Origin of the sequence: Burkholderia sp. AU16482 (assembly GCF_002223285.1) — a bacterium.
Lineage (GTDB): Bacteria > Pseudomonadota > Gammaproteobacteria > Burkholderiales > Burkholderiaceae > Burkholderia > Burkholderia semiarida.
The window spans coordinates 1,655,112-1,673,483 of record NZ_NKEY01000006.1 but is presented as its reverse complement, the minus strand read 5'-3'; the positions used below and the strand labels follow the sequence as shown (position 1 = coordinate 1,673,483).

17 protein-coding genes and 1 pseudogene are annotated in these 18,372 nt (G+C 66.5%); 6 read left to right on the top strand and 12 right to left on the bottom strand.

What is annotated here, in order from left to right:
- Positions 1-329: 329 nt before the first annotated feature.
- The 3 genes from CFB35_RS24915 to CFB35_RS24905 form a co-directional block, all read right to left on the bottom strand.
- The gene (locus CFB35_RS24915) at positions 330-1,079 is read right to left on the bottom strand and encodes a response regulator transcription factor (protein WP_059584633.1); all 750 of its coding nucleotides are present in this window, start codon (positions 1,077-1,079) and stop codon (positions 330-332) included.
- A 277-nt stretch (positions 1,080-1,356) separates the two neighbouring features.
- The gene (locus tag CFB35_RS24910) at positions 1,357-2,340 is read right to left on the bottom strand and encodes a FecR domain-containing protein (RefSeq protein ID WP_089465690.1); all 984 of its coding nucleotides are present in this window, start codon (positions 2,338-2,340) and stop codon (positions 1,357-1,359) included.
- A complete protein-coding gene (locus CFB35_RS24905) occupies positions 2,337-2,840 on the bottom strand; it encodes a sigma-70 family RNA polymerase sigma factor (RefSeq protein ID WP_059585104.1) in 504 nt (167 codons plus the stop codon). The genes CFB35_RS24910 and CFB35_RS24905 overlap by 4 nt, the downstream gene beginning before the upstream one ends.
- A gap of 509 nt (positions 2,841-3,349) precedes the next feature.
- Here CFB35_RS24905 and CFB35_RS24900 point away from each other — a divergent pair.
- Entirely contained in the window at positions 3,350-5,632 is a 2,283-nt protein-coding gene (locus CFB35_RS24900) for a TonB-dependent receptor (RefSeq protein ID WP_059584635.1), read from the top strand.
- A gap of 16 nt (positions 5,633-5,648) precedes the next feature.
- Here CFB35_RS24900 and CFB35_RS35095 read toward each other — a convergent pair whose 3' ends face one another.
- From CFB35_RS35095 to CFB35_RS35710, 5 genes and pseudogenes are all read right to left on the bottom strand, one after another.
- A complete protein-coding gene (locus CFB35_RS35095; protein ID WP_155634557.1) occupies positions 5,649-5,792 on the bottom strand; it encodes a hypothetical protein in 144 nt (47 codons plus the stop codon).
- 504 nt (positions 5,793-6,296) lie between these two features.
- Positions 6,297-6,944, bottom strand: coding sequence for a hypothetical protein (locus tag CFB35_RS34585; protein WP_124657753.1), 648 nt, complete (start codon positions 6,942-6,944; stop codon positions 6,297-6,299).
- Positions 6,941-7,609, bottom strand: coding sequence for a hypothetical protein (locus CFB35_RS34580; RefSeq protein WP_143328755.1), 669 nt, complete (start codon positions 7,607-7,609; stop codon positions 6,941-6,943). Before CFB35_RS34580 ends, CFB35_RS34585 begins: the two co-directional genes overlap by 4 nt.
- Positions 7,610-7,832: 223 nt before the next feature.
- Positions 7,833-8,156: a hypothetical protein gene (locus CFB35_RS34575; RefSeq protein ID WP_124657755.1), complete on the bottom strand. Its 324-nt coding sequence runs from the start codon at positions 8,154-8,156 to the stop codon at positions 7,833-7,835.
- 398 nt (positions 8,157-8,554) lie between these two features.
- Positions 8,555-8,671: pseudogene (locus CFB35_RS35710) on the bottom strand (IS5/IS1182 family transposase); the annotation flags it as partial.
- Positions 8,672-8,826: 155 nt separating this feature from the next.
- On the opposite strand from CFB35_RS35710, the gene CFB35_RS24890 reads away from it, so the two are divergent.
- The 3 genes from CFB35_RS24890 to CFB35_RS24880 all read left to right on the top strand — a co-directional run bounded on the left by CFB35_RS24890 (position 8,827) and on the right by CFB35_RS24880 (position 12,195).
- Complete coding sequence (locus CFB35_RS24890; protein WP_059584639.1) at positions 8,827-10,116, top strand: FAD-binding oxidoreductase; 1,290 nt, start codon at positions 8,827-8,829, stop codon at positions 10,114-10,116.
- 17 nt (positions 10,117-10,133) lie between these two features.
- Positions 10,134-10,691 carry a helix-turn-helix domain-containing protein gene (locus tag CFB35_RS24885; protein WP_059584641.1) on the top strand — a complete coding sequence of 186 codons (558 nt, stop codon included), beginning with the start codon at positions 10,134-10,136 and terminating at the stop codon, positions 10,689-10,691.
- 157 nt (positions 10,692-10,848) lie between these two features.
- Entirely contained in the window at positions 10,849-12,195 is a 1,347-nt protein-coding gene (locus CFB35_RS24880; protein ID WP_059584643.1) for a glutamine synthetase family protein, read from the top strand.
- 133 nt (positions 12,196-12,328) lie between these two features.
- Here CFB35_RS24880 and CFB35_RS24875 read toward each other — a convergent pair whose 3' ends face one another.
- The 4 genes from CFB35_RS24875 to CFB35_RS24860 form a co-directional block, all read right to left on the bottom strand.
- On the bottom strand, positions 12,329-12,718 hold the full coding sequence (locus CFB35_RS24875; RefSeq protein WP_059584645.1) for a lysozyme inhibitor LprI family protein: 390 nt from the start codon (positions 12,716-12,718) through the stop codon (positions 12,329-12,331).
- A 55-nt stretch (positions 12,719-12,773) separates the two neighbouring features.
- Positions 12,774-13,538, bottom strand: coding sequence for an N-acetylmuramoyl-L-alanine amidase (locus tag CFB35_RS24870; protein ID WP_059584647.1), 765 nt, complete (start codon positions 13,536-13,538; stop codon positions 12,774-12,776).
- A 124-nt stretch (positions 13,539-13,662) separates the two neighbouring features.
- Positions 13,663-15,282: an NAD(P)/FAD-dependent oxidoreductase gene (locus CFB35_RS24865; RefSeq protein ID WP_059584649.1), complete on the bottom strand. Its 1,620-nt coding sequence runs from the start codon at positions 15,280-15,282 to the stop codon at positions 13,663-13,665.
- Positions 15,282-16,796: a polyamine aminopropyltransferase gene (locus CFB35_RS24860; RefSeq protein ID WP_059584651.1), complete on the bottom strand. Its 1,515-nt coding sequence runs from the start codon at positions 16,794-16,796 to the stop codon at positions 15,282-15,284. The genes CFB35_RS24865 and CFB35_RS24860 overlap by 1 nt, the downstream gene beginning before the upstream one ends.
- Positions 16,797-16,917: 121 nt before the next feature.
- Between CFB35_RS24860 and CFB35_RS24855 the strand changes: the two genes are divergently transcribed.
- The gene (locus CFB35_RS24855) at positions 16,918-17,304 is read left to right on the top strand and encodes a DUF350 domain-containing protein (RefSeq protein ID WP_059584653.1); all 387 of its coding nucleotides are present in this window, start codon (positions 16,918-16,920) and stop codon (positions 17,302-17,304) included.
- A 27-nt stretch (positions 17,305-17,331) separates the two neighbouring features.
- The gene (locus CFB35_RS24850; protein ID WP_059584655.1) at positions 17,332-18,372 is read left to right on the top strand and encodes an SPFH domain-containing protein; all 1,041 of its coding nucleotides are present in this window, start codon (positions 17,332-17,334) and stop codon (positions 18,370-18,372) included.

Here is an 18,372-nt window from a genome sequence, read left to right as displayed (position 1 = left end):
CACGCTGAGCTTCGCCGACGAACCCGCGATGGTCGATGAGTCGGGGCGGCCGGTCTGGAGGTTCATCCGCTGTCGGGTGAAGCCCGGCCAGACCGTCGCGTTTTCGGCCGGTCCGTTTTCGCCGCCTACGGACAACCGGCTCGCGCCCCGCGTCGGCTATGTGTGCGCGATAGACCAAGGCATCGCGTTCTTCGCGGCGCGGCGCGGCGCGTCGCGGACCGGTCGCGCCTGCGGGCAGCGGCCGCAGCCACCGGTTCGCGGTGACGGCGGGCGGCCGGACGCGATGCGCGACGAACCTGCCGCCGCGCGCACGCGTTCGACAGCCTACCTCACGCGGCCGGGTGCGGGCCGGCTGCTGTCGGCGTCGCGAATTCCGGCTCATGCGCGTCGCTGCACGACCCGACTTCGAGTTTGTAGCCAAAGCCATACACGGTGCGCAGCGCGACGTCGTTCGCAATGCCGAGCGAGAGCTTCTTGCGCAGCTTGTAGATGTGTTGCTCGATCGTCCGGTCCGCGCAGTCGCGGTAGTTGCCCCAGATCGATTTTGCGACCTGGCCGCGATTGAAGCAGGTGCCGGGGTTCGAGAAGAACAGCCAGGCCATCGCGAACTCGCGCGACGTCAGCGCGATCGCGCCGCCGTGCAGCTTGACCGTGCCCGTATCGCGATCGAGCGCATACGGACCGACCGACAGGCGGGCCGGGGCCGAGGCGGCGCGGGCCTGCCCGCGCCGGGCGAGCGTCGCGCGCACGTACAGCTCGTTGGGATCGAACGGCAGCGTCAACACGTCGGCCGCGCCGAGGTCGTACCAGAGGAACATCTCGGCGGGCCCGTCGAACGAGCCGACCACCACGACCGGCGCGCGGCTGTCCGCGTGGCACGCGCGCCACGACAGCACCGGATTGTGGGTCGCATTGACGCAGCGCGCGTCGAACACGATCAGGTCGTACGGCCGGTGGCGCAATGCGCGCAGCATCGTCAGCTCGTCGGCGAACCGGTCGCCGCGGCGCTCGCCGCGCCCGAGGCTGTCCGCGATGCGGTCGGCCAGACGCAGGTCGCGGGTCAGGAGGGCATAGTCCAAAGTGACCTCTTCAAATCGAAACGGAATATCGGCGTCCGCGCCCGTCGTCGCGCGGCGGCGCCCGGCAGTTCGCCGGGACGGGCCGTGCCTGCACGCACGGGACGGTTTTGCCGTTCGCCTGCGGTGTCGCGACTTTGCGGTGTTTCAGATTGCTTGTGCGACGAGTGACGAAAAGTGACGTGCCTTCCGCAAAAAATTTTTGCTGTCTGGCGTTGGATGGGTTACCACGGGCAATCGGGCGATCACCCGGGCAATCGCGCCGCGCTCCCGGTGCGCGTCAGGCTTGCGACGCGAGCGAAACGAGCACAACGCATCCCGCATAGCGCCGGACCTCCAGCGGTAGCGTCGCGGCGAGCGCGGCGAGGGTGCGCGGCGGATCGTCGAGTCGGAACACGCCGGTGACGGGCAGCGCGGCGGCGGCGTCGGTCACGCGGATCACGCCGGGGTAGTACGGACGCAGCCGCGAAATCACCGCGCCGAGCGGCTCGGTGTGTATGACCAACTGGCCGCCGGTCCATGCGGCTTCGTCCGTCGCGTTGGCGGCGAGTGGCTCGATGAGGTCGACGCCGGCGCGCGCGGTGAGTCCGGGCCGCAGCGACAGCGTCGCGCCACCCGGCACCGCGATTCCGACCGGCGCATCGAGTGCGGCGACGTGCAGCCACGGGCCGTCCACACGAACCGCGAACCTGCCGGCGCGCGCGCGCACCATGCGCTCGGCATGCCGGACCACGAACGGGCGCGCGTTCGCCGCCGCGCGCACGAGCAGCGCGCCCGCGCGCAACCGCACGCCGCGCTCGTCCACCCGGTAGTCGACGTCGACCGCGCTGCGCGCGGCGAGCATCAGCGACGAGCCGTCGGCAAGCGTCGCGGTGCGCTGCTCGCCGGTGTTCGTCTGCAGGTCGGCCGACCACTCGGCGATGGGGGAGAAGCGATCGGCGAGCGCGCCCGCGCCAGCGACGAGCGCGCCGAACGACAGCACGCCGCGCACGACGCGCCGGCGTGCGGGTACGGCCAATAGCGCATCGCCGAGCGCGCTCGGCGCGAGGCCGTGCGTTGCCGGCGGCGTCAGCGCGCCGAGCGATGCGTCGAGCCGCGCGACCGCGCGCGCGTGTGCGGGATCGGCGCGCAGCCACGCGTCGAAGCGCGCGCGGTCGCGCCCGGTCGCATCGCCCGAGCGCAGCAGCACCATCCAGCGGATCGCATCGTCGAGTACGCGCGGGTCGATCGCGTCGACCACTTTCGGTTGATCGGCCAGATTCACTGCAAAGACGCGAGATAGCACGCGCGCAGCGCCTGCGCGAGATAGTCGCGCACGGTGCGCTTCGATACGCCGAGCCGGTCGGCGATTTCGGCATGCGTGAGCCCGTGGAACTGGCTGTAGATGAACGCGTTGCGCGCCTTCGCGGACAGCCCGGCCAGCATCCGGTCGATCGCATGCAGCGTTTCGACGACAAGCGCGCGCTCCTCCTCGGACGGTGCGACGCTTTCCGGGCGTGCGGCGAGCACGGCGAGGTACGCGCGCTCGAGGTCGCGGCGGCGCCAGAAGTCGTAGACGAGGCGGTGGGCGATTGTCGTCAGCAACGCGCGCGGCTCCCGCACGGACGATGTGCCGGCTTGCGCGATCAGTTGCACGAACGTTTCGGAAGCGATGTCTTCAGCCGTAAACGCACAGCCGAGCTTGTAGCGCAGACGGCCGAGCAGCCAGGGGTAGTCGTTGCGGAAGATTGCGTCGACGGGTGGGACAGCGGCAAGCGTCGTCATGCTGAATTCCATGTTGCATCGAACGGTTGGAGCGGCCAGGAGCGCCTTGCACGCAGGCTAGCAAAGAATATACGAGCACTCAACCTCGATGCCGGTGCGCATTTTTACCCGCGATTCGCGCAAGACGAATTCGCTGCGGTGTGGCGACGTTGCCGTGACGGTCGCGCGGCGGCCGCATGGCTGCGCGTGTCGGGTTATCGGCCGGCCGGCCCGTACAGCCCGTCGACGGGCGTATCGCGTCGAGCGGGAGCGTCACGCAGGCGTGCGTGCCCGAGGGCCGGAGCCTGTGTGTCGCAGGCTGCGAATCCGACACGGCTTCGCAATCGCTCTGCGGTGCGCCGCCGCTGTTCTTCGTGATGCTACACATCCTATTGCCGTGAATGCATGCCGGCCACCGCTTTTTTTGACGTTCACGCGGACCCTGTATGCTCGCGCTCCGACCTGGCAGAGAAGTAAGCATGTTTAGTGTGTTTAGTCGATTCGAAATAAACGACATCGTCGGACGAGCGATGCTGGCGGGCGTCTGGTGGGGCGCGGCGACGGCCGCCGCCTGCGCCGACGAGGGCGTCGTCACCTTTCACGTACCGGGCGGCGCGCTCGATGCCGTGTTGCTCGAGGTTGCGCGGCAGGCGCACGTCGTGCTGTCGTTCGACAGCGTACTGACGGCCGGCCGCTGGGCCGGGCCGGTCGATGGCACGATGACCGCGCGCGACGCGCTCGCCTGCGCGCTGGCGGGCACGCCGCTCGAACCGACCAGCGTCGCGGGCGGCACGTGGACGCTGCAGCGCACCCGTACACCGGATGCCGGCGCGGCGACCATCATGTTGCCGCCCATTCGCATGCGCGCTCGGGTTGGCGCGGACGGCGGCTTCGCCGAGACGCGCTCGTCGGCCGCGGCGCGGCTCGACCTGCCGCTCGTCGACACGCCGCAGTCGGTCGGCGTCGTGAGCCATGCCGTGCTGACGAGCCAGCAGGCGGAATCGGTCGCGGACGCGATCGCGAACATCAGCGGCGCGACGTCGGTGTTCGACGAAAACAATGCGAACTACGGCATCGGGATACGCGGCTATACCGCGCAGGCGCTGCTCGTCGACGGGAGCGTCGTCGAATCCGCCGATTACCCGCCGCTCGCGGGCATCGAACGCATCGAGGTCGTCAAGGGCCCTGCGACGGCGCTCGTCGGAGGCGCGCCAAACGGCGGCATCGTCAACCTGGTCACGAAGCGGCCGCAGTTCGCGCGCCATGCGACGCTGCAGACGACGCTGTCGTCGCGCGGGCGGCGCGAGAGCATGCTCGACATGAGTGACGTGTCGAGCGACGGGCAGGTCGGCTACCGGTTCGTAGCGAGCGGCAACCTGAACGGACGCAGCTATGGCGGCTACGATGGGCAGCGCGGCTTTTTCGTCGCGCCGTCGGTGCGCTACCGGGACGCCGACACCGATGTGACGCTGCGTCTCGAGCATTACCGGCAGCGCGTGCCGGTCCTGCCGTATTCGGTCGGCGGCGATGACGGCAATCCGTTACCGCAAACGTCGCTCGAGCCCGCCGGCGCGCGCGACGACCACATGGGCACCGATTCGCTGCGCGCGTCGCTGAACGCCGAGCGCGCGTTCGGCGACGGCTGGCAGGCGCGCGTGCGCGCGATCTGGCTGAAATACGAAACCGTGTCGCATTGGCACGTGCCCTACGCGCTGCTGGACGGCTCCGGCGACATCGCACTCTACGGCCTGCATTCCGTCGAGCGGCGGCATGAATCGGATGTGGCGGCGGAACTGCTGCGCACGTTCCGCGCGGGCGGTGTGTCCGGCACCATGCTCGCGGGCGTCGAGCACTGGCGGCTGTCGTCGACGGCCGACATCGCACCGTACGCGTCCGCCGTCCAGAACCTGTATGCGCCGCATCCGCTGCCGTCGATTCCGTCCGGTCCGCTCGCGCGCGAATCCGATTCGGCGATGCGGCAATTGAGCGGTTACGTGCAGCTCCAGGCGCTGATCGCCGATCGGGTGACGCTGCTCGCATCGCTGCGGCACACGAACGCGCTGCTGGACAAATCGCTAAGCTCGCCGTTGGTGCGCAATTCGGTTTGGTCGCCGAGCGTCGCCGCCAGCTATGCGATCACGCCGTCGGTCAGCATCTATGCAAACTGGATGCGCGGTTTTCGGCCGTCGCTCGACACCGTGTCGTGGGACGGCAAGACCCTGCAGGCCACCCGCACCGAGCAGATCGAGACCGGCATCAAGTTCACGCTCTTCGGCGATGCGCTGACCGCGACCGCCGCCGCGTACCAGCTGCGCGACGATGGCAAGATCATCGGCGATCCGACGCATCCGGGCTTTTACGCACGCGTGCCGGGCGAGCACAACCGCGGCGTCGAGTTCGACTTGGCCGGGAAGGTTCTGACGGGACTGGACGTGATTGGCTCGCTGACGGTGTCCGATTCGGGCGTGGCGGTCGACCCGCGTGGTACGCAGGTCCGGGCGCCGGGCACGCCGGCGCGCGCCGGCAGTCTGTGGATGACCTACGCGCTGCAGGCGCCGGCGTGGCGCGGCTGGGGCGTCGGCAGCGGCGTGTTTTTCCGCTCGCAGCGGGCGACAGGCGCACCCGGCTACGTCGTGCCCGGCGATGCGCGCGTCGATGCGATGGTGTTCTACCGCGCGCAGAGGTGGGCCGTGCAGCTTGGCGTGAAGAACGTGTTCGACCGGAAGCTTTACGGCGCCGCGCTTTACCCGAACTTCATCCCCGTGCTGCCCGGGCGCACGTTCTTGCTGACGACGACGTTCTCGCCGGGCTGAATATCTTGCGCCGCGCTCACGGCTGCGTGCCGTACACGCGTTCGATTGGCCGGTAGCCGAGGCCTTCGAGCGCGAAGCCGGGGTCGGCGTCGGCCGTGCCGGTGACGACCATCCGCGCGCCGCCCAACTTCAGCGCGGAATAATCAGGACGACTCGACAATATCGGGCCCGGTCAGGAAGCGCAAAAGTGCCCGGGTAAGCGCACCGGCGTGGTCGAGATTGCAAGAGGTCCGCCCCGAGGGAGTGTTTCGAAGCGGGCGCCCGGAATCATGGCCGCGAGCCGTCGCCCTTCGGTTGCCGGGAAAACGCCGCCGTCTTCGCTTTGCAGGACCGCGTTGCGCTGCGCACGGGATTCGGTCGCCTGCTCACGGCGTAGTTTGCGATGCCGTTGCAAAGGCGGGCAGGATGCACGGGATCGGTCGTGGCCGCATGCGCATGGCCGATCCGACGCGGTACGTACGACCCGGAGATTGAACGAACCTGGTCGATCGCCTTGGTGAGCGCGGTGGACCTGGACATCAACTTCTATTTGACGAAAAGAGCGAATTTCGGGTCGCCGTGATGACCTGTCTTGGGTGTTAACGAAAAACCGGCTCTCCTTCCGGGAATTCAAGCCGTTCCTCGGTTGAGGCTTGGCGTATCACGGACGACCCTTGCAACAAAGTCAGTGAATCCAGACCATGCCGTACGCGGAATTGGAACCATTGACCGCCTGGTTCGCCGTCCAGTTTCCGTATCTGGCCGATCCATTCCAGGAATACACATGCCCCCACGCGAAATGCCCATCCCCAATTTCGTCGATCGTGCATCGCTTGCTTGTGATTTGATACGCTCCTTGAAACACGCCTTGCTTCCAGCGACGCACGACAACCTCGACGAACGTGGCATATTTCCCCGCCGGAACCTGTTGACTCCAGCCAGTCGATTCCGTATTAGTCACTGTGCGCCCATACGAGGCGTCAACGTGAAGCAGATTCAAGATGCCTCCCACGATCGGAATACTTTCCGGATTCAAACTGGCACTGCCGCTGACGGTGTATCCATTGGAACGGGTTTTCGTCCATGTATACGTACACGGGGCAGCTACATTGCGGACGCCATTGCACAGGAAGGTATCACCTCTCCATATCCAGTCCTGCCACGTATTGGTTGCTTGCTGAATAGGAATCGACCAGGATGAGCTGTTTCCCACCAGATTTGCCTGCTTGGTTTGGCTATCGAGCAGGCACGTCGTCCCGGCAACGGCATGGCCGACCTGAAACAGGCAAACGACGCCCGCAATCGCGGAATTGAAAAGCGATTTCGACTTCACTTGTTACCCCCATCATTGGTTTGAAAAATATTCGCGACGTTGTTTTGTGTCGCATCGATGCCTGAAACCTTCTGGTCGGGTCCTCCGTTGGTATTTCCGCCGCCGGTATTGAATATCGGGGTGATCAGATAGCCGTCGCCGTTCGGGCCTCGTTGAATTCGGACTGCATCGCCGGCAACCACGGTTCCCGGGCCGACAATTTGTTCTACGGCGGAATTGACGGTCGCGCCCCCGGGCTTTCCGCTATCGGCGGAATCGATGACTACCTCTTTGCCATTTCCCAGGCCGTCGACAATTTCCTTCATTACGCCCGGATTTGCAGTCTGGTCGCTGGAAACGACCAGAACATCGTAGTCGTCGGCCGTTCCCGGCGGGAGTTTCTCAGACAGTGCCGACGCAACGAACCCCGTCCCCGATCCCAGATTTCGGACTTTCTGCTGAGGTATCGACCCGCTGGCTACGAGTACCGTGTTGCCCGGAGGCGGAGGCGTGGAGTTCTGATTTTGTGCGACATTTTGCTGATTCAAGCTTTGATCTGTTGAGTTCTGAGCCGGCTTTGACGGCAAGGCGTCGCCGCCGGAGCATCCCTGCAAAATAGAAGAAACAAGCAGAATCAAACCTGAAATATATGTGGTATTTAACATTCGATCCTCAAAAAATGTCATGGCCGATGGTTCGGTAATTTGCTTCGTCTGGAATTGATGCTATGAAATGCAAAATGTCATGTCTTTTTATGTTGGACGATTTGGATAGGTCTTGGTAAAGTATCCGCCATTCGGATTCGTGGCATGCGATTTTTAAATGATAAATATTTAAAGAGCGTGACTTCGCTCGGAGGTAATGCGATATCGAACAAAATCGAACATTCGAAAGCGGAATAACGCCGGGCTAGATGGCATCTTTCGTTTCTGAAAAATATAGGAATGTTCTTTCGATTGACGTCGGCCCACATCCTGGGCGTAAAAATATTCGGTTGGTGGCGGTTACGAAGGCCTGGCTCGTCATGACGGCGTCGGTGCCGGTCGCGACGCGCGCAAGCGCGCGATTGCCCGCCGCTGCGTCTGCCGTGCCTGTCGCGCGGCCGGCGGCGGCCGCCTCGCTCGTATCCGGGCCGCTGCCGCACGCCGAAAGCGCGAGTGCGCCGAGGCTGTAGAGGAACGTGCGACGGGAAAGGCCAGCACTCGCTTCAAGTCGATGTTTCGTGTCGCTCATGTTCGTATCGTTACGTCCGTAATGTTGGCCACGCGGAGACGAAACTCTCACGCGGCGGCGGCAAACGTTTTCGCTTGCGCGCGTATGCCGGGGACGGCGAACCCGCCTTGTTATCGAACGCGTGGTGAAAATATATAGGTGTAGAAACTGTGGATTCTCAAAAATGCTCACAAGGAAGTGCGTGCGAAGCCTTGACCGCAGCGAATGTTTCGTTGCTCCGGTTGGCGATCCCATCCGCTAAGGAACGCTAACAGAACGATTTTTGAACGTGCCTCCAGCAGATGATTCAGACGGCGATTTTCATGAACGCCTCATGTATGGTGGCGAGGCGTTCGAACCGGATACGCAGTGGGATTGGGTCCTGCTTTCGACCCGATCCCACTGTATGAATGGAGGGCGACGCCGCGATCGTCGAGACGCTTGCGTCCGGGGTATCGCGTCGGACGCCGCTTCGGTGGTGACAACAGCGGTTGGGTGAGTGACCACGATTCGTCATCGAGTATCGGTTTGGCCATGGCCTCTCGGCGAAACAACGAAGCGGTTAACGGAACGCGCGACGGGTTAGTGGCCTTCGCAATTTATTTTGTTGGAATTTCTTGGCGTTGCTTCCGTGAAATTGTCGTGCTAGTTTTTCATGAAATTTCGCAGCAATATTTTCACGGAGGCTCGCATGTTCGTGCAGTCCGACCGTCACGTCGCAAGCTACTACGCCGGTACCTACCCGGCGCCGATCCCGCATCGGCCGGCGCTGGACGAACGTGTCGACGCCGACGTGCTGGTCGTCGGCGCGGGCTTCAGCGGGCTGCATACGGCGCTGCGGCTCGCGCTCGCCGGCAGGCGCGTCGTCATGCTCGAAGCGAGCCGCGTCGCGTGGGCCGCGTCGGGCCGCAACGGCGGACAGGCGCTGCTCGGCTGGTCGTGCGACATGCGGCCGCTCGAGGATGCGCTCGGCCGCGACGGCGCCCGGTTGCTCTGGGACAGCATGCGCTGGGCGGCGGCCGAAGTGCGCGAACTGCCGGCGCGACACGGTTTCGACATCGACTACCGGCCCGGCAGCCTGTGGGCCGCGGTGCGGCCGCGGCGCGTCGCGATGCTGGCGCAGGCGCGCGACGAGGCCGCCGAGCGCTGGGGCTACGACCGGTTGCGCATGATAGGCCGTGACGAGATGCCCGAATGGATCGGCGGCACGCGCTATCTCGCGGCGCTTCACGATCCGGAGGCCGGCCACCTGAATCCGCTCAAGCTCGCACTCGGCCTCGCGCGAACGATCGAGCGCGCGGGCGGCCGCATCTTCGAACAGAGCCGCGTGCTCGACTGTCGCGAGACGGCCGGCGGCCACGTCGCCCGCACGGCGCGCGGCGAAGTGCGCGCGGACGTGCTGGTGCTCGCGTGTAACGCATACGTCGACCGGCTCGATCGCGACCTTGCGCGCCGGCTGCTGCCGGTCGGCACGTACCAGGTCGCAACCGCGCCGCTCGCACCCGACGTCGCGCGGGCGCTATTGCCGCGCAACAGTTGCGTGATCGACAACCAGTTCGTGCCCGACTATTTCCGCCTGAGCCCCGACAACCGGCTGCTGTTCGGCGGCGGCTGCACGTATCTCGGCGGCATTCCGGCCGATATCCCGGCGGCGACGCGCCCGCGCCTCGAACGCGTGTTCCCGCAACTGGCCGGCGTGCCGCTCGACTACGCGTGGGGCGGTCACATCGACATCAGCATGCGCCGCACGCCGGACATCGGCCGCCACGGGCAGCGCTTCTGGCTGCAGGGCTTTTCGGGGCATGGCGTGCTGCCGACGCTCGCCGGCGCGCGCGCGGTGGCCGATGCCGTGCTCGGCGACGCGCATCTGCTCGCGCAGTATCAGCGCATTCGCAACCCGCGCTTTCCCGGCGGCGACCGGCTGGCCGCGCCGCTGGAGGCGATCGGCAAGGTCTGGTACCGCCTGCGCGATACCGTTTGATTGCATCGGAATCCTTCATGAACGAACAGGAAGAGATAGAAAGTCTGGCGATCCTGATCCGCGACCTGCGCAAGCATCGCAAGGTCACGCTGAGCGATCTCGCCGAACGGATCGGCCGCTCGGTCGGCTTTCTGTCGCAGGTCGAGCGCGGGCTGTCGCGTCCGACGGTCGCGGATCTCACCGCGATCGGCGAGGTGCTCGGCGTGCCGACCACGTATTTTTACAGCCTGAGCAAGCCGCGCAGCGTGCCGTGGGTCACGCGGCCCGACGAACGCCGCACCGTGCATTACGCAGCCGGCATTACCGACATTCTCGTGTCGCCGAACATGCGTTCGCGCTTCTCGATCCTCGAAAGCCATCTCGCGCCGGGGGCGAGCAGCGGCGAGCGGCCGGTCGACGACAGCGACGAGCAGGGCGGCTTCGTGCTCGAAGGAGCGCTGACGATCTGGATCGACGGCGACGACACGCCCGTCACGCTCGGCCCGAACGATGCATTCCAGCTTCCCGCGCACAAGCGCTTCCGGTATGCGAACCTGACCGACGCGCCGACGCGCGTGATCTGGGTATTTACCTGAGCTGAATGGTCGGCGGGGCGGGCGCCTCCGCAGTCCGTCGCGCCACACGGCCTGTTTGCAGTACTGATCGACATGCGGCATGCGTTGCGCCGTGCGCCGCATGAATCCGGTTCGCCGCGTTGCGGCACCGCCCTACAAGACATGGAAAGGATGAGACATGACTGACGTCGTTCCCGCGCTGGTCGGTGAAGTCCGCGCATTCCGGCAGGCGCACCCCGAGATCCGTTATGTCGACCTGATCTGCCTCGACCTGCCCGGGCATTTCTACGGCAAGCGCTATCCGATCGACGCGCTCGAGAAAGTCGCGTCCGGCTCGCTGCTGAAGCTGCCGCAGAACTGCGTGCTGCTCGGCACGCAGGGTGGCCTCTACAAGATCGGCGATTACTGTTTCAACGACGGCGATCCCGACGCGCCGCGCCGCCTGATCCCCGGCACGCTGAAGCCTGTGCGGTGGGAGCGGCAGCCGCTCGCGCAGATGCTGATCAGCTCCGACGGTACCGATTCGCCGATCGAATTCGAGCCGCGCGAGGTGCTCGCGCGCGTGCTGCGGCGGTTCGCGGCGCGCGGCATCCGGCCGGTCGTCGCATTCGAGCTCGAGTTCTACCTGTTCGCCGCGCAGCTTGTGGAAGGCATGCCGCAGTATCCGCGCGATCGTCTCAGCGACGACCGCGACGATCGACCGAACATGCATATCGAGCGCCTGTCGCGCTTCTCCGAGGTGTTGCACGAGATGGTCGACGCCGCGTGCGACCAGGGTGTCGATGCGACGGTGATCACCGCCGAGCTCGGGCCCGGCCAGTTCGAGATCAATTTCGGGCATACCGACGACGCGCTGCGCGCAGCAGACTGGTCGGCGCTGTTCTGCCGCAGTACCCGCGGCGTCGCGTTGCGGCATGGCTATCGCGCGAGCTTCATGGGCAAGCCGTATCTGCATGCGCCGGGCAGCGGGATGCACGTGCACGTGAGCCTGTATGACGATGCGGGACGCAACGTGCTTGCGGCAGACGGGCAGCGGCCGTTGCGGCACGCGGTGGCCGGCTGCCTCGCGCTGCTGCCGCATTGCATGCCGGTGTTCGCGCCGAATCACAACGCGTTTCGCCGCTACGGGTCGATGGTGAACGCGGCGAGCCGCGCGAGCTGGGGCTTCGAGGATCGCGACGCGTGCATCCGGATTCCGGCGTCGGACACACGCAACCTGCGGATCGAGCACCGGCTCGCGAGCGCGGATGCGAACCCGTACCTGGTGCTGGCGGCGATCCTGAGCGGGATGGAGCACGGGCTCGATGCACGGCTCGAGCCGATCGCGCCGCTCAACGACGATCGCGGCAGCGGCATCGATTTTCCGAAGGAGATGCTGTCGGCGGTCGCCGCGATGCGGGACCATCCGGCCGTGCGCAAAGGGCTCGGCAGCGAGTTCGTGATGGTGTATTGCGAGAACAAACGTCAGGAGGAGCTGGATTTCCGCAACGAGATCGGCGCGCGGGAGTATCGGTGGTTTCTGTGATTGCCGCGCGCGTCGGAAAAGTCGATCAGGGAAGGGGGCGATCGTCGTCGTGTTCGACGTCAAGCGCCCTCGTGTGATTCCTTTCGGGGTGCAATGCCGCAAAACGCGTCGCGGCATCGCATGCGTCGCGCCCTTACTCCCCGAGCTTCGACGTCACGCACCCGGTGCTCGAGCATTCGCGCTCACGCTCACGCAGGAACGACAGCCGCGCCTGCGTCATGTCGTTCGCGCACTGGATATCGACGAGGTAGCTGCTGCCGCGCGTCTCGCTGCACTGCGCATCGCGTTGTTTCAGCCACGCGAGTTGCCCGGACTTCAGCGCCGCCTGCTGGTCGCCGCTCAGTTGCTTGCGTAGCCGGCCGTACTCGTCGTTGAGATCGCGGTCGGACTGCGAGAACTGCGTGCTCGTGCAATACACCTGGTCGAACGCGCTGCGCGGCTTCCCGCAGCCGGCCGCATGCGCGGCGAACGGAACGGCAAGGGCGAGCAACGCGCAGGACGCGAGCAGATTCTTTTTCTTCATGGTGAGTCTCCTGACTGGGGTGAAAACCGGTGAACCGGGCGGGCGATACCGTCGTTTATCCGGGCGTCGTACACGCGTCGATGCCGCCCGCGATCGCGGCGGACAGGCGCTGGATCGTCTCGCGGCGCGCGAGCCGCGCTTCTTCGTCCGGATTGACGATCACGCCAGCCTCGACGAGCACGGCGGGAATCGGCGCGGTGCGCAGCACGACGAGATCGTCGAAGCGATGGATGCCGAGTGGCGGGTCGATCAGCGGGCGGTTCTCGCCCTTGATCGGCTGCGCGTGATACAGCGACGGCCGTTCGCCGGCCGCGACCAGCCGCTCGGCGATCGCCTTCGCGCAACGCAGGCTTTCCGCATAGTGCGGGTTGCGCGCCGACACGAACACCGAGAAGCCGCGGAATTCGCGCTGCCGGCCCGCGTCGATGAACTGTTGCTGCATCGAGTCGTGATGGATCGATACGAACAGGTTCGCGTCGGGCGCTTGCGTCGAGCGCCGATCGAGCGCGATCTCGCGGCCGTCTGCCGACGTGCGCAGCACGCGATCGCCGTGCGCGGCGAGTGTGTCGGCGACCGCGCCGGACAGGTCGAGGTTGTACAGGTATTCGACGCGGCCGCTGGCGCCGGTGGAGCCCGGATGCGCGGGCGTGTGGCCGGTGTCGACGACGATGTAGCGCCCGGACGTGGGCACGGCAGCGGTCGTGCCGGCGGCGTCGGCCGCATGCAGCGCCAGTGGCCCGCCGAGGAGCGGGGCGCACGCGAGCACGCGCGCGGCGGCGCGCACGAACGGGCGAAGGCGTCGGAGGGTTTGGTTCGTCATTGTTGTTGTCGAGAAGGGCGTGCGGCGCGTCGAACGGCGCGCCACCGTCGGCCTGCTCAATGCAGTCGGAATGTCGCGCGATTATAGCGGGTGGCGGCGACGCCGCAATGACGAACGGCGGTTGTCAGGCCAGCACGCGCCGGGCCGCCAGCATGCCCCAGTACGACGCTTCCTCGAACAGCGACAGCCCGGACAGGTCGGCATGCGCGAACACGACGGGGCCGTCGGCATCGCGCAGCGCGAGCAGCCCCGGTCGGCTCAGGAAGCCGACGTCGGGTGTCGCCATCGCATGGCCGCGCACGGTGATCTCGAGTGCGGTCGCATGCTTCCACAGCTCGCGTCCGTACACGGCCTGCAGGTCGATTGCCGCCTGCTCGCGCAACGCGTCGGGCTTCGCCTGCGCGAGCCAGCGGCGCGTATCGTCCGGCGTTTGCGTGCTCAATGCCTGATAGGCGGAGAAGACGGAGCGCGTCGGCGGCGACATCCGGATCAACTGGTGCGTCGACACGACATAGCCGAGCCCCACGCTGTCGTAGACGACGTTGTCCCACGCGAGCGGTACGCCGGCTTCCTCGGCCGGCATGCCGTCGAGCAGGAAATTGGACACGAGCCACGGCGCGCGCGGCGGCAGGTCGCGTGCGGGATCGAAGCCGTATGCGGGCATCTGCGGAAACACGCGCGCCGCGACGAACAGCGGCATCGCGGAAACGACCCGGCGCGCCTTCAGCATGAACGTCGACAGCGCGCCGTCGTGGCCGACGCGGGCGCACAGCACGTCGACGCCGCCCGCACGTTCGGTCGCGCGCACCGCGAAGCCGTCCCGCGACCATGCGTTCGAGCCGGTGCGTGCGGCGATCGAATCGCCCAGCTTCGTCACCATCGTGTGCAGCCCGTCGGGCCAGGTCAGCACCGCGCCGTCGCCCGCGTCGCCCGCATGGCCGCCGCGCGACGAGAAATAGTGCAGCCCGGCCCATGCGGAGACGTGCTCGTAACCGGCGCCGTAGTCGTCGCGGCAGCAATAGTCCAGATACCAGTGCAGCGCCTTCGCGGTGTAGCCCTCGTCGCGCAGCCACTGGCGAAACGAGCGCCGGTCGAGTGCGCGCCAGCGCGGGTCGCGCGACGATTCCGCGATCGGGATGCAGAACACCTTGCGGCCGTCGGTGCCGCGCGCGGTGCGCAGCCCGTCGGTGTACGCGAAGAAGCGCGCCTGCTGCGCGAGCGCGTCGGCGTCGAGGCCGGCGGTCGGCACGATGCCGTCCTGCCACTGCCCGCCGATGAACAGCCGTTCGTCCGGTGCGTGGACGAGGGCACGCTCGTCGTACACGGGGCGCGCGGAGAACGGCGCGGATTCGATCACGCCGAGATCGGCGAGCATGTCGCGCAGATGCACGGATTCGAGCGACGGCAGCGGCAGGTAGTGCGCGCCCTTCGGATAGCCGAGCTCGCCGAAGCGGCCGCCGGCCGCGTTGCCGCCGAATTCGGGGCCGGCGAGCACCGTGAAGCGCGTATGGCCGGCGCGCGCGAGCTGCCATGCGCACGACAGCCCGGCCGCGCCGGCGCCGAGAATCGCGACGTCCGTCTCGATCGTGCCGGACGGCGGCGGCAGCGTGGCATGGTCGCGCAGCGCATGGCCTTCGCGCATGCCGGGGTAGTCGATGCGCGGCGTCGTCTCGATCCAGCCGGTGCGGCCGCAGGCGGCGAGCGACGCGGCCGCCGACGCGACGAGGAACGTGCGACGGTCCATCAGCGCAGCACGTGCTTCCAGTCGTCGTCGAAGCGGCGCACGAGCGGCTGGTCGTTGAGTTCGTTCGGCGACATCGGCAGCGCCGGCATGTCGGCCGGAAAGCGGAACATCTCGGCGGCCGTTTGCGGATCGAGCCAGCGCGTCGGCACCGAGTAGTGCGTCGGCACCGTGAAATCGCGGCGCTTGCCGGCGATCACGAAGCCCCAGTCGCCGAACGACGGCACGTAGCAGTGGTACGGCCACGTGTTGAACCCGGCTTCGCGCAGCGTCGCGATGATGGTCCAGTACGCATGCGGCGCGAAATACGGCGACGTCGACTGGATCACCGTGTAGCCGTTCTCCGACAGGTGCCGCGCGAGCAGCCGGAATACGGGCACCGAGTACAGGCGGCCGAGCCCGAAGTTGGTCGGATCGGGGAAGTCGACGACGATCGCGTCGTACACGTCGGCATTCGATTCGAGCCAGCGCACCGCGTCGTCGTTGATCACCTGCACGCGCGGATCCTTCAGCGCGCCCTGGTTCAGCTTGACGAGCGGCGCGGACGTCGAGAACAGCTTCGTCATCGCGGGATCGAGATCGACGAGCGTGATGCGTTCGAGATTGCGGTGCTTGAGCAGTTCGCGCACCGCGAGGCCGTCGCCGCCGCCCAGCACGAGCACGCGCTTGGCCCACGGCAGCGCCTCGATGGCCGGATGGATCAGCGCTTCGTGATAGCGGTGCTCGTCGCGCGACGAGAATTGCAGGTTGCCGTTCAGGTACAGCCGCATGTCGTCATGCCACTGCGTGAGCACGATGCGCTGGTACGGCGTCGTTTCCGAATAGATCGTCTCGTCGCCGTATACGCCGTGCTCGGCCCAGTGCGTGATGCGCTCCGACAGCGCGAACCCGGCGATCAGCAGCCCGATCACGAGCGACGCGCGCATCAGCTTGCCGCGCACGTTGCGGATTTCGTCGCGGAACAGGTGAGTCGTCCACAGTGCGACGAATGCGTTCAGGAGGCCGAACAGGAAGCTCGTACGCAGCAGGCCGAGACGCGGCGCCAGCACGAGCGGGAAGATCAGCGACACGGCGAGCGAGCCGAGATAGTCGAAGGTCAGCACCTCGCTGACGGTATGGCGGAACGCCTGGCGCCGTTGCTGGAACGCGCGCATCACGAGCGGAATTTCCATCCCGATCAGCAGGCCGAGCGCGAGCACCAGTGCGTAAAGCGCCGCGCGAAACGGTGCGGCGAGCCAGGCGAACACGACGAACAGCAGCGCGGCCGATACGCCGCCGAGCAGGCCGACGAGCAGCTCGATGTCGACGAAGCGGTCGAGCACGTCGTCGTCCTCGACGAACTTCGCGAGCCACGAGCCGATCCCCATCGCGAACAGGTAGCAGCCGATCACCGACGAGAACTGCAGGATCGAATCGCCGAGCAGGTAGCTCGACAGCGCGCTGCTGATCAGTTCGTAGCCGAGCCCGCACGACGCGAGCACGAGGATCGACAGGACGAGCGCACGCTTATGCAGCATCGCGCATCCGTTGTGCAGTGTTCGGCAATGTGGATATACTGGCGCGGATTTTCGTCTGGCGGCCCCGCGCGGGCCGACCGGCGACGGGGCGGCGAACCGAGCACAAAATCCGAGGAAAAGAATGAATAGTGCCTATCTTTATGCGGTTCATTTACTGTCGGCGTTCGTGCTGCTTCTTGTGTTCGCGGCAGTGTACCTGAAGGTCACCCCGTTCGACGAACTCGCGCTGATCCGCGACGGCAACGCGGCCGCGACGCTGTCGTTCGGCGGCGCGCTGATCGGTTTCTGCCTGACGCTCGCGTCCAGCATCGCGCACAATTCCACGCTCGGCGAAGTCGTGATCTGGGCCGTCGGCGCGATGATCGTGCAACTGATCACCTATGCGGTGCTGACGCGCGTGCTGCCCGGCATGAATCATGCGATCGAGGATCGCAACGTCGCGATGGGCGGCCTGATGGGCACCGCGTCGCTCGTCGTCGGCATCATCAATGCCGCCTGCCTGACCTGACGCGCCACGCGCTTCGAGGAGACCGACATGAGTCTGGGTTCATTCATCCGCAAGCAGTTCATCGACGTCCTGCAATGGACGGAAGACACCGACGGCGTGCTGGCCTGGCGCTATCCGATGGAAGACCAGGAAATCCAGTACGGCGGCAAGCTGACCGTGCGCGAAACGCAGGTCGCGATCTTCGTCAACGAGGGCAAGGTTGCCGACGTGTTCCAGCCGGGGCTCTATACGCTGGAAACGCGCACGCTGCCGGTGCTCACGAACCTGAAGAACTGGGACAAATTCTTTCAGTCGCCTTTCAAGTCGGACGTCTACTTCTTCAGCACGCGGTTGCAGCTCGGCCGGCGGTGGGGCACCGCGCAGCCGGTAACGATCCGCGATCGCGAATTCGGCTTCGTGCAACTGCGCGCGTTCGGCATCTACTCGTACCGGATCGTCGATGCGGCCGCGTTCCATCGCGAGGTCAGCGGCACGCGCGCGGCCTATACGGTCGACGATCTCGAGCAGCAACTGCGTAACCTGGTCGTCACCGCGATGAGCACGACGTTCGGCTCGGCCGACGTGCCGTTCGTCGACATGGCCGCGAACCAGTCGCTGCTGTCGCAGCGTGTCGCCGACGCGCTGGTGCCGGTGTTCACGCGCTACGGGCTCGCGCTCGACGCGTTCGCGGTCGAGAGCGTGTCGCTGCCGGCCGAGCTGCAAAAGGCCCTCGATCTGCGGATCGGAGCGGGGATGGCCGGCGATCTCGCGCGCGCCACGCAATACCAGACCGCGCAGGCGATTCCGCTCGCCGCGCAAAACCCGGGCGGCATCGCCGGGGTCGGCGCGGGGCTGGCCGCCGGTGCGGCGATCGGCCAGGCGATGGCCGGCCAGATCGCGGGCGCCGCGCAACCGGCGCAGGCTGTGCCGCCCGCGCCCGTTGCGGCGCCGATCGCCGCGGCAGCGGCCGACGGCACCGATTACGTGCAGCGGCTCGAGCAGTTGAAGGCGCTGCTCGACAAGGGCCTCGTGACCGAAGACGAATATTCGCGCGCGAAGGCCGAGATCCTCGCGAAGCTCACGCGGTAA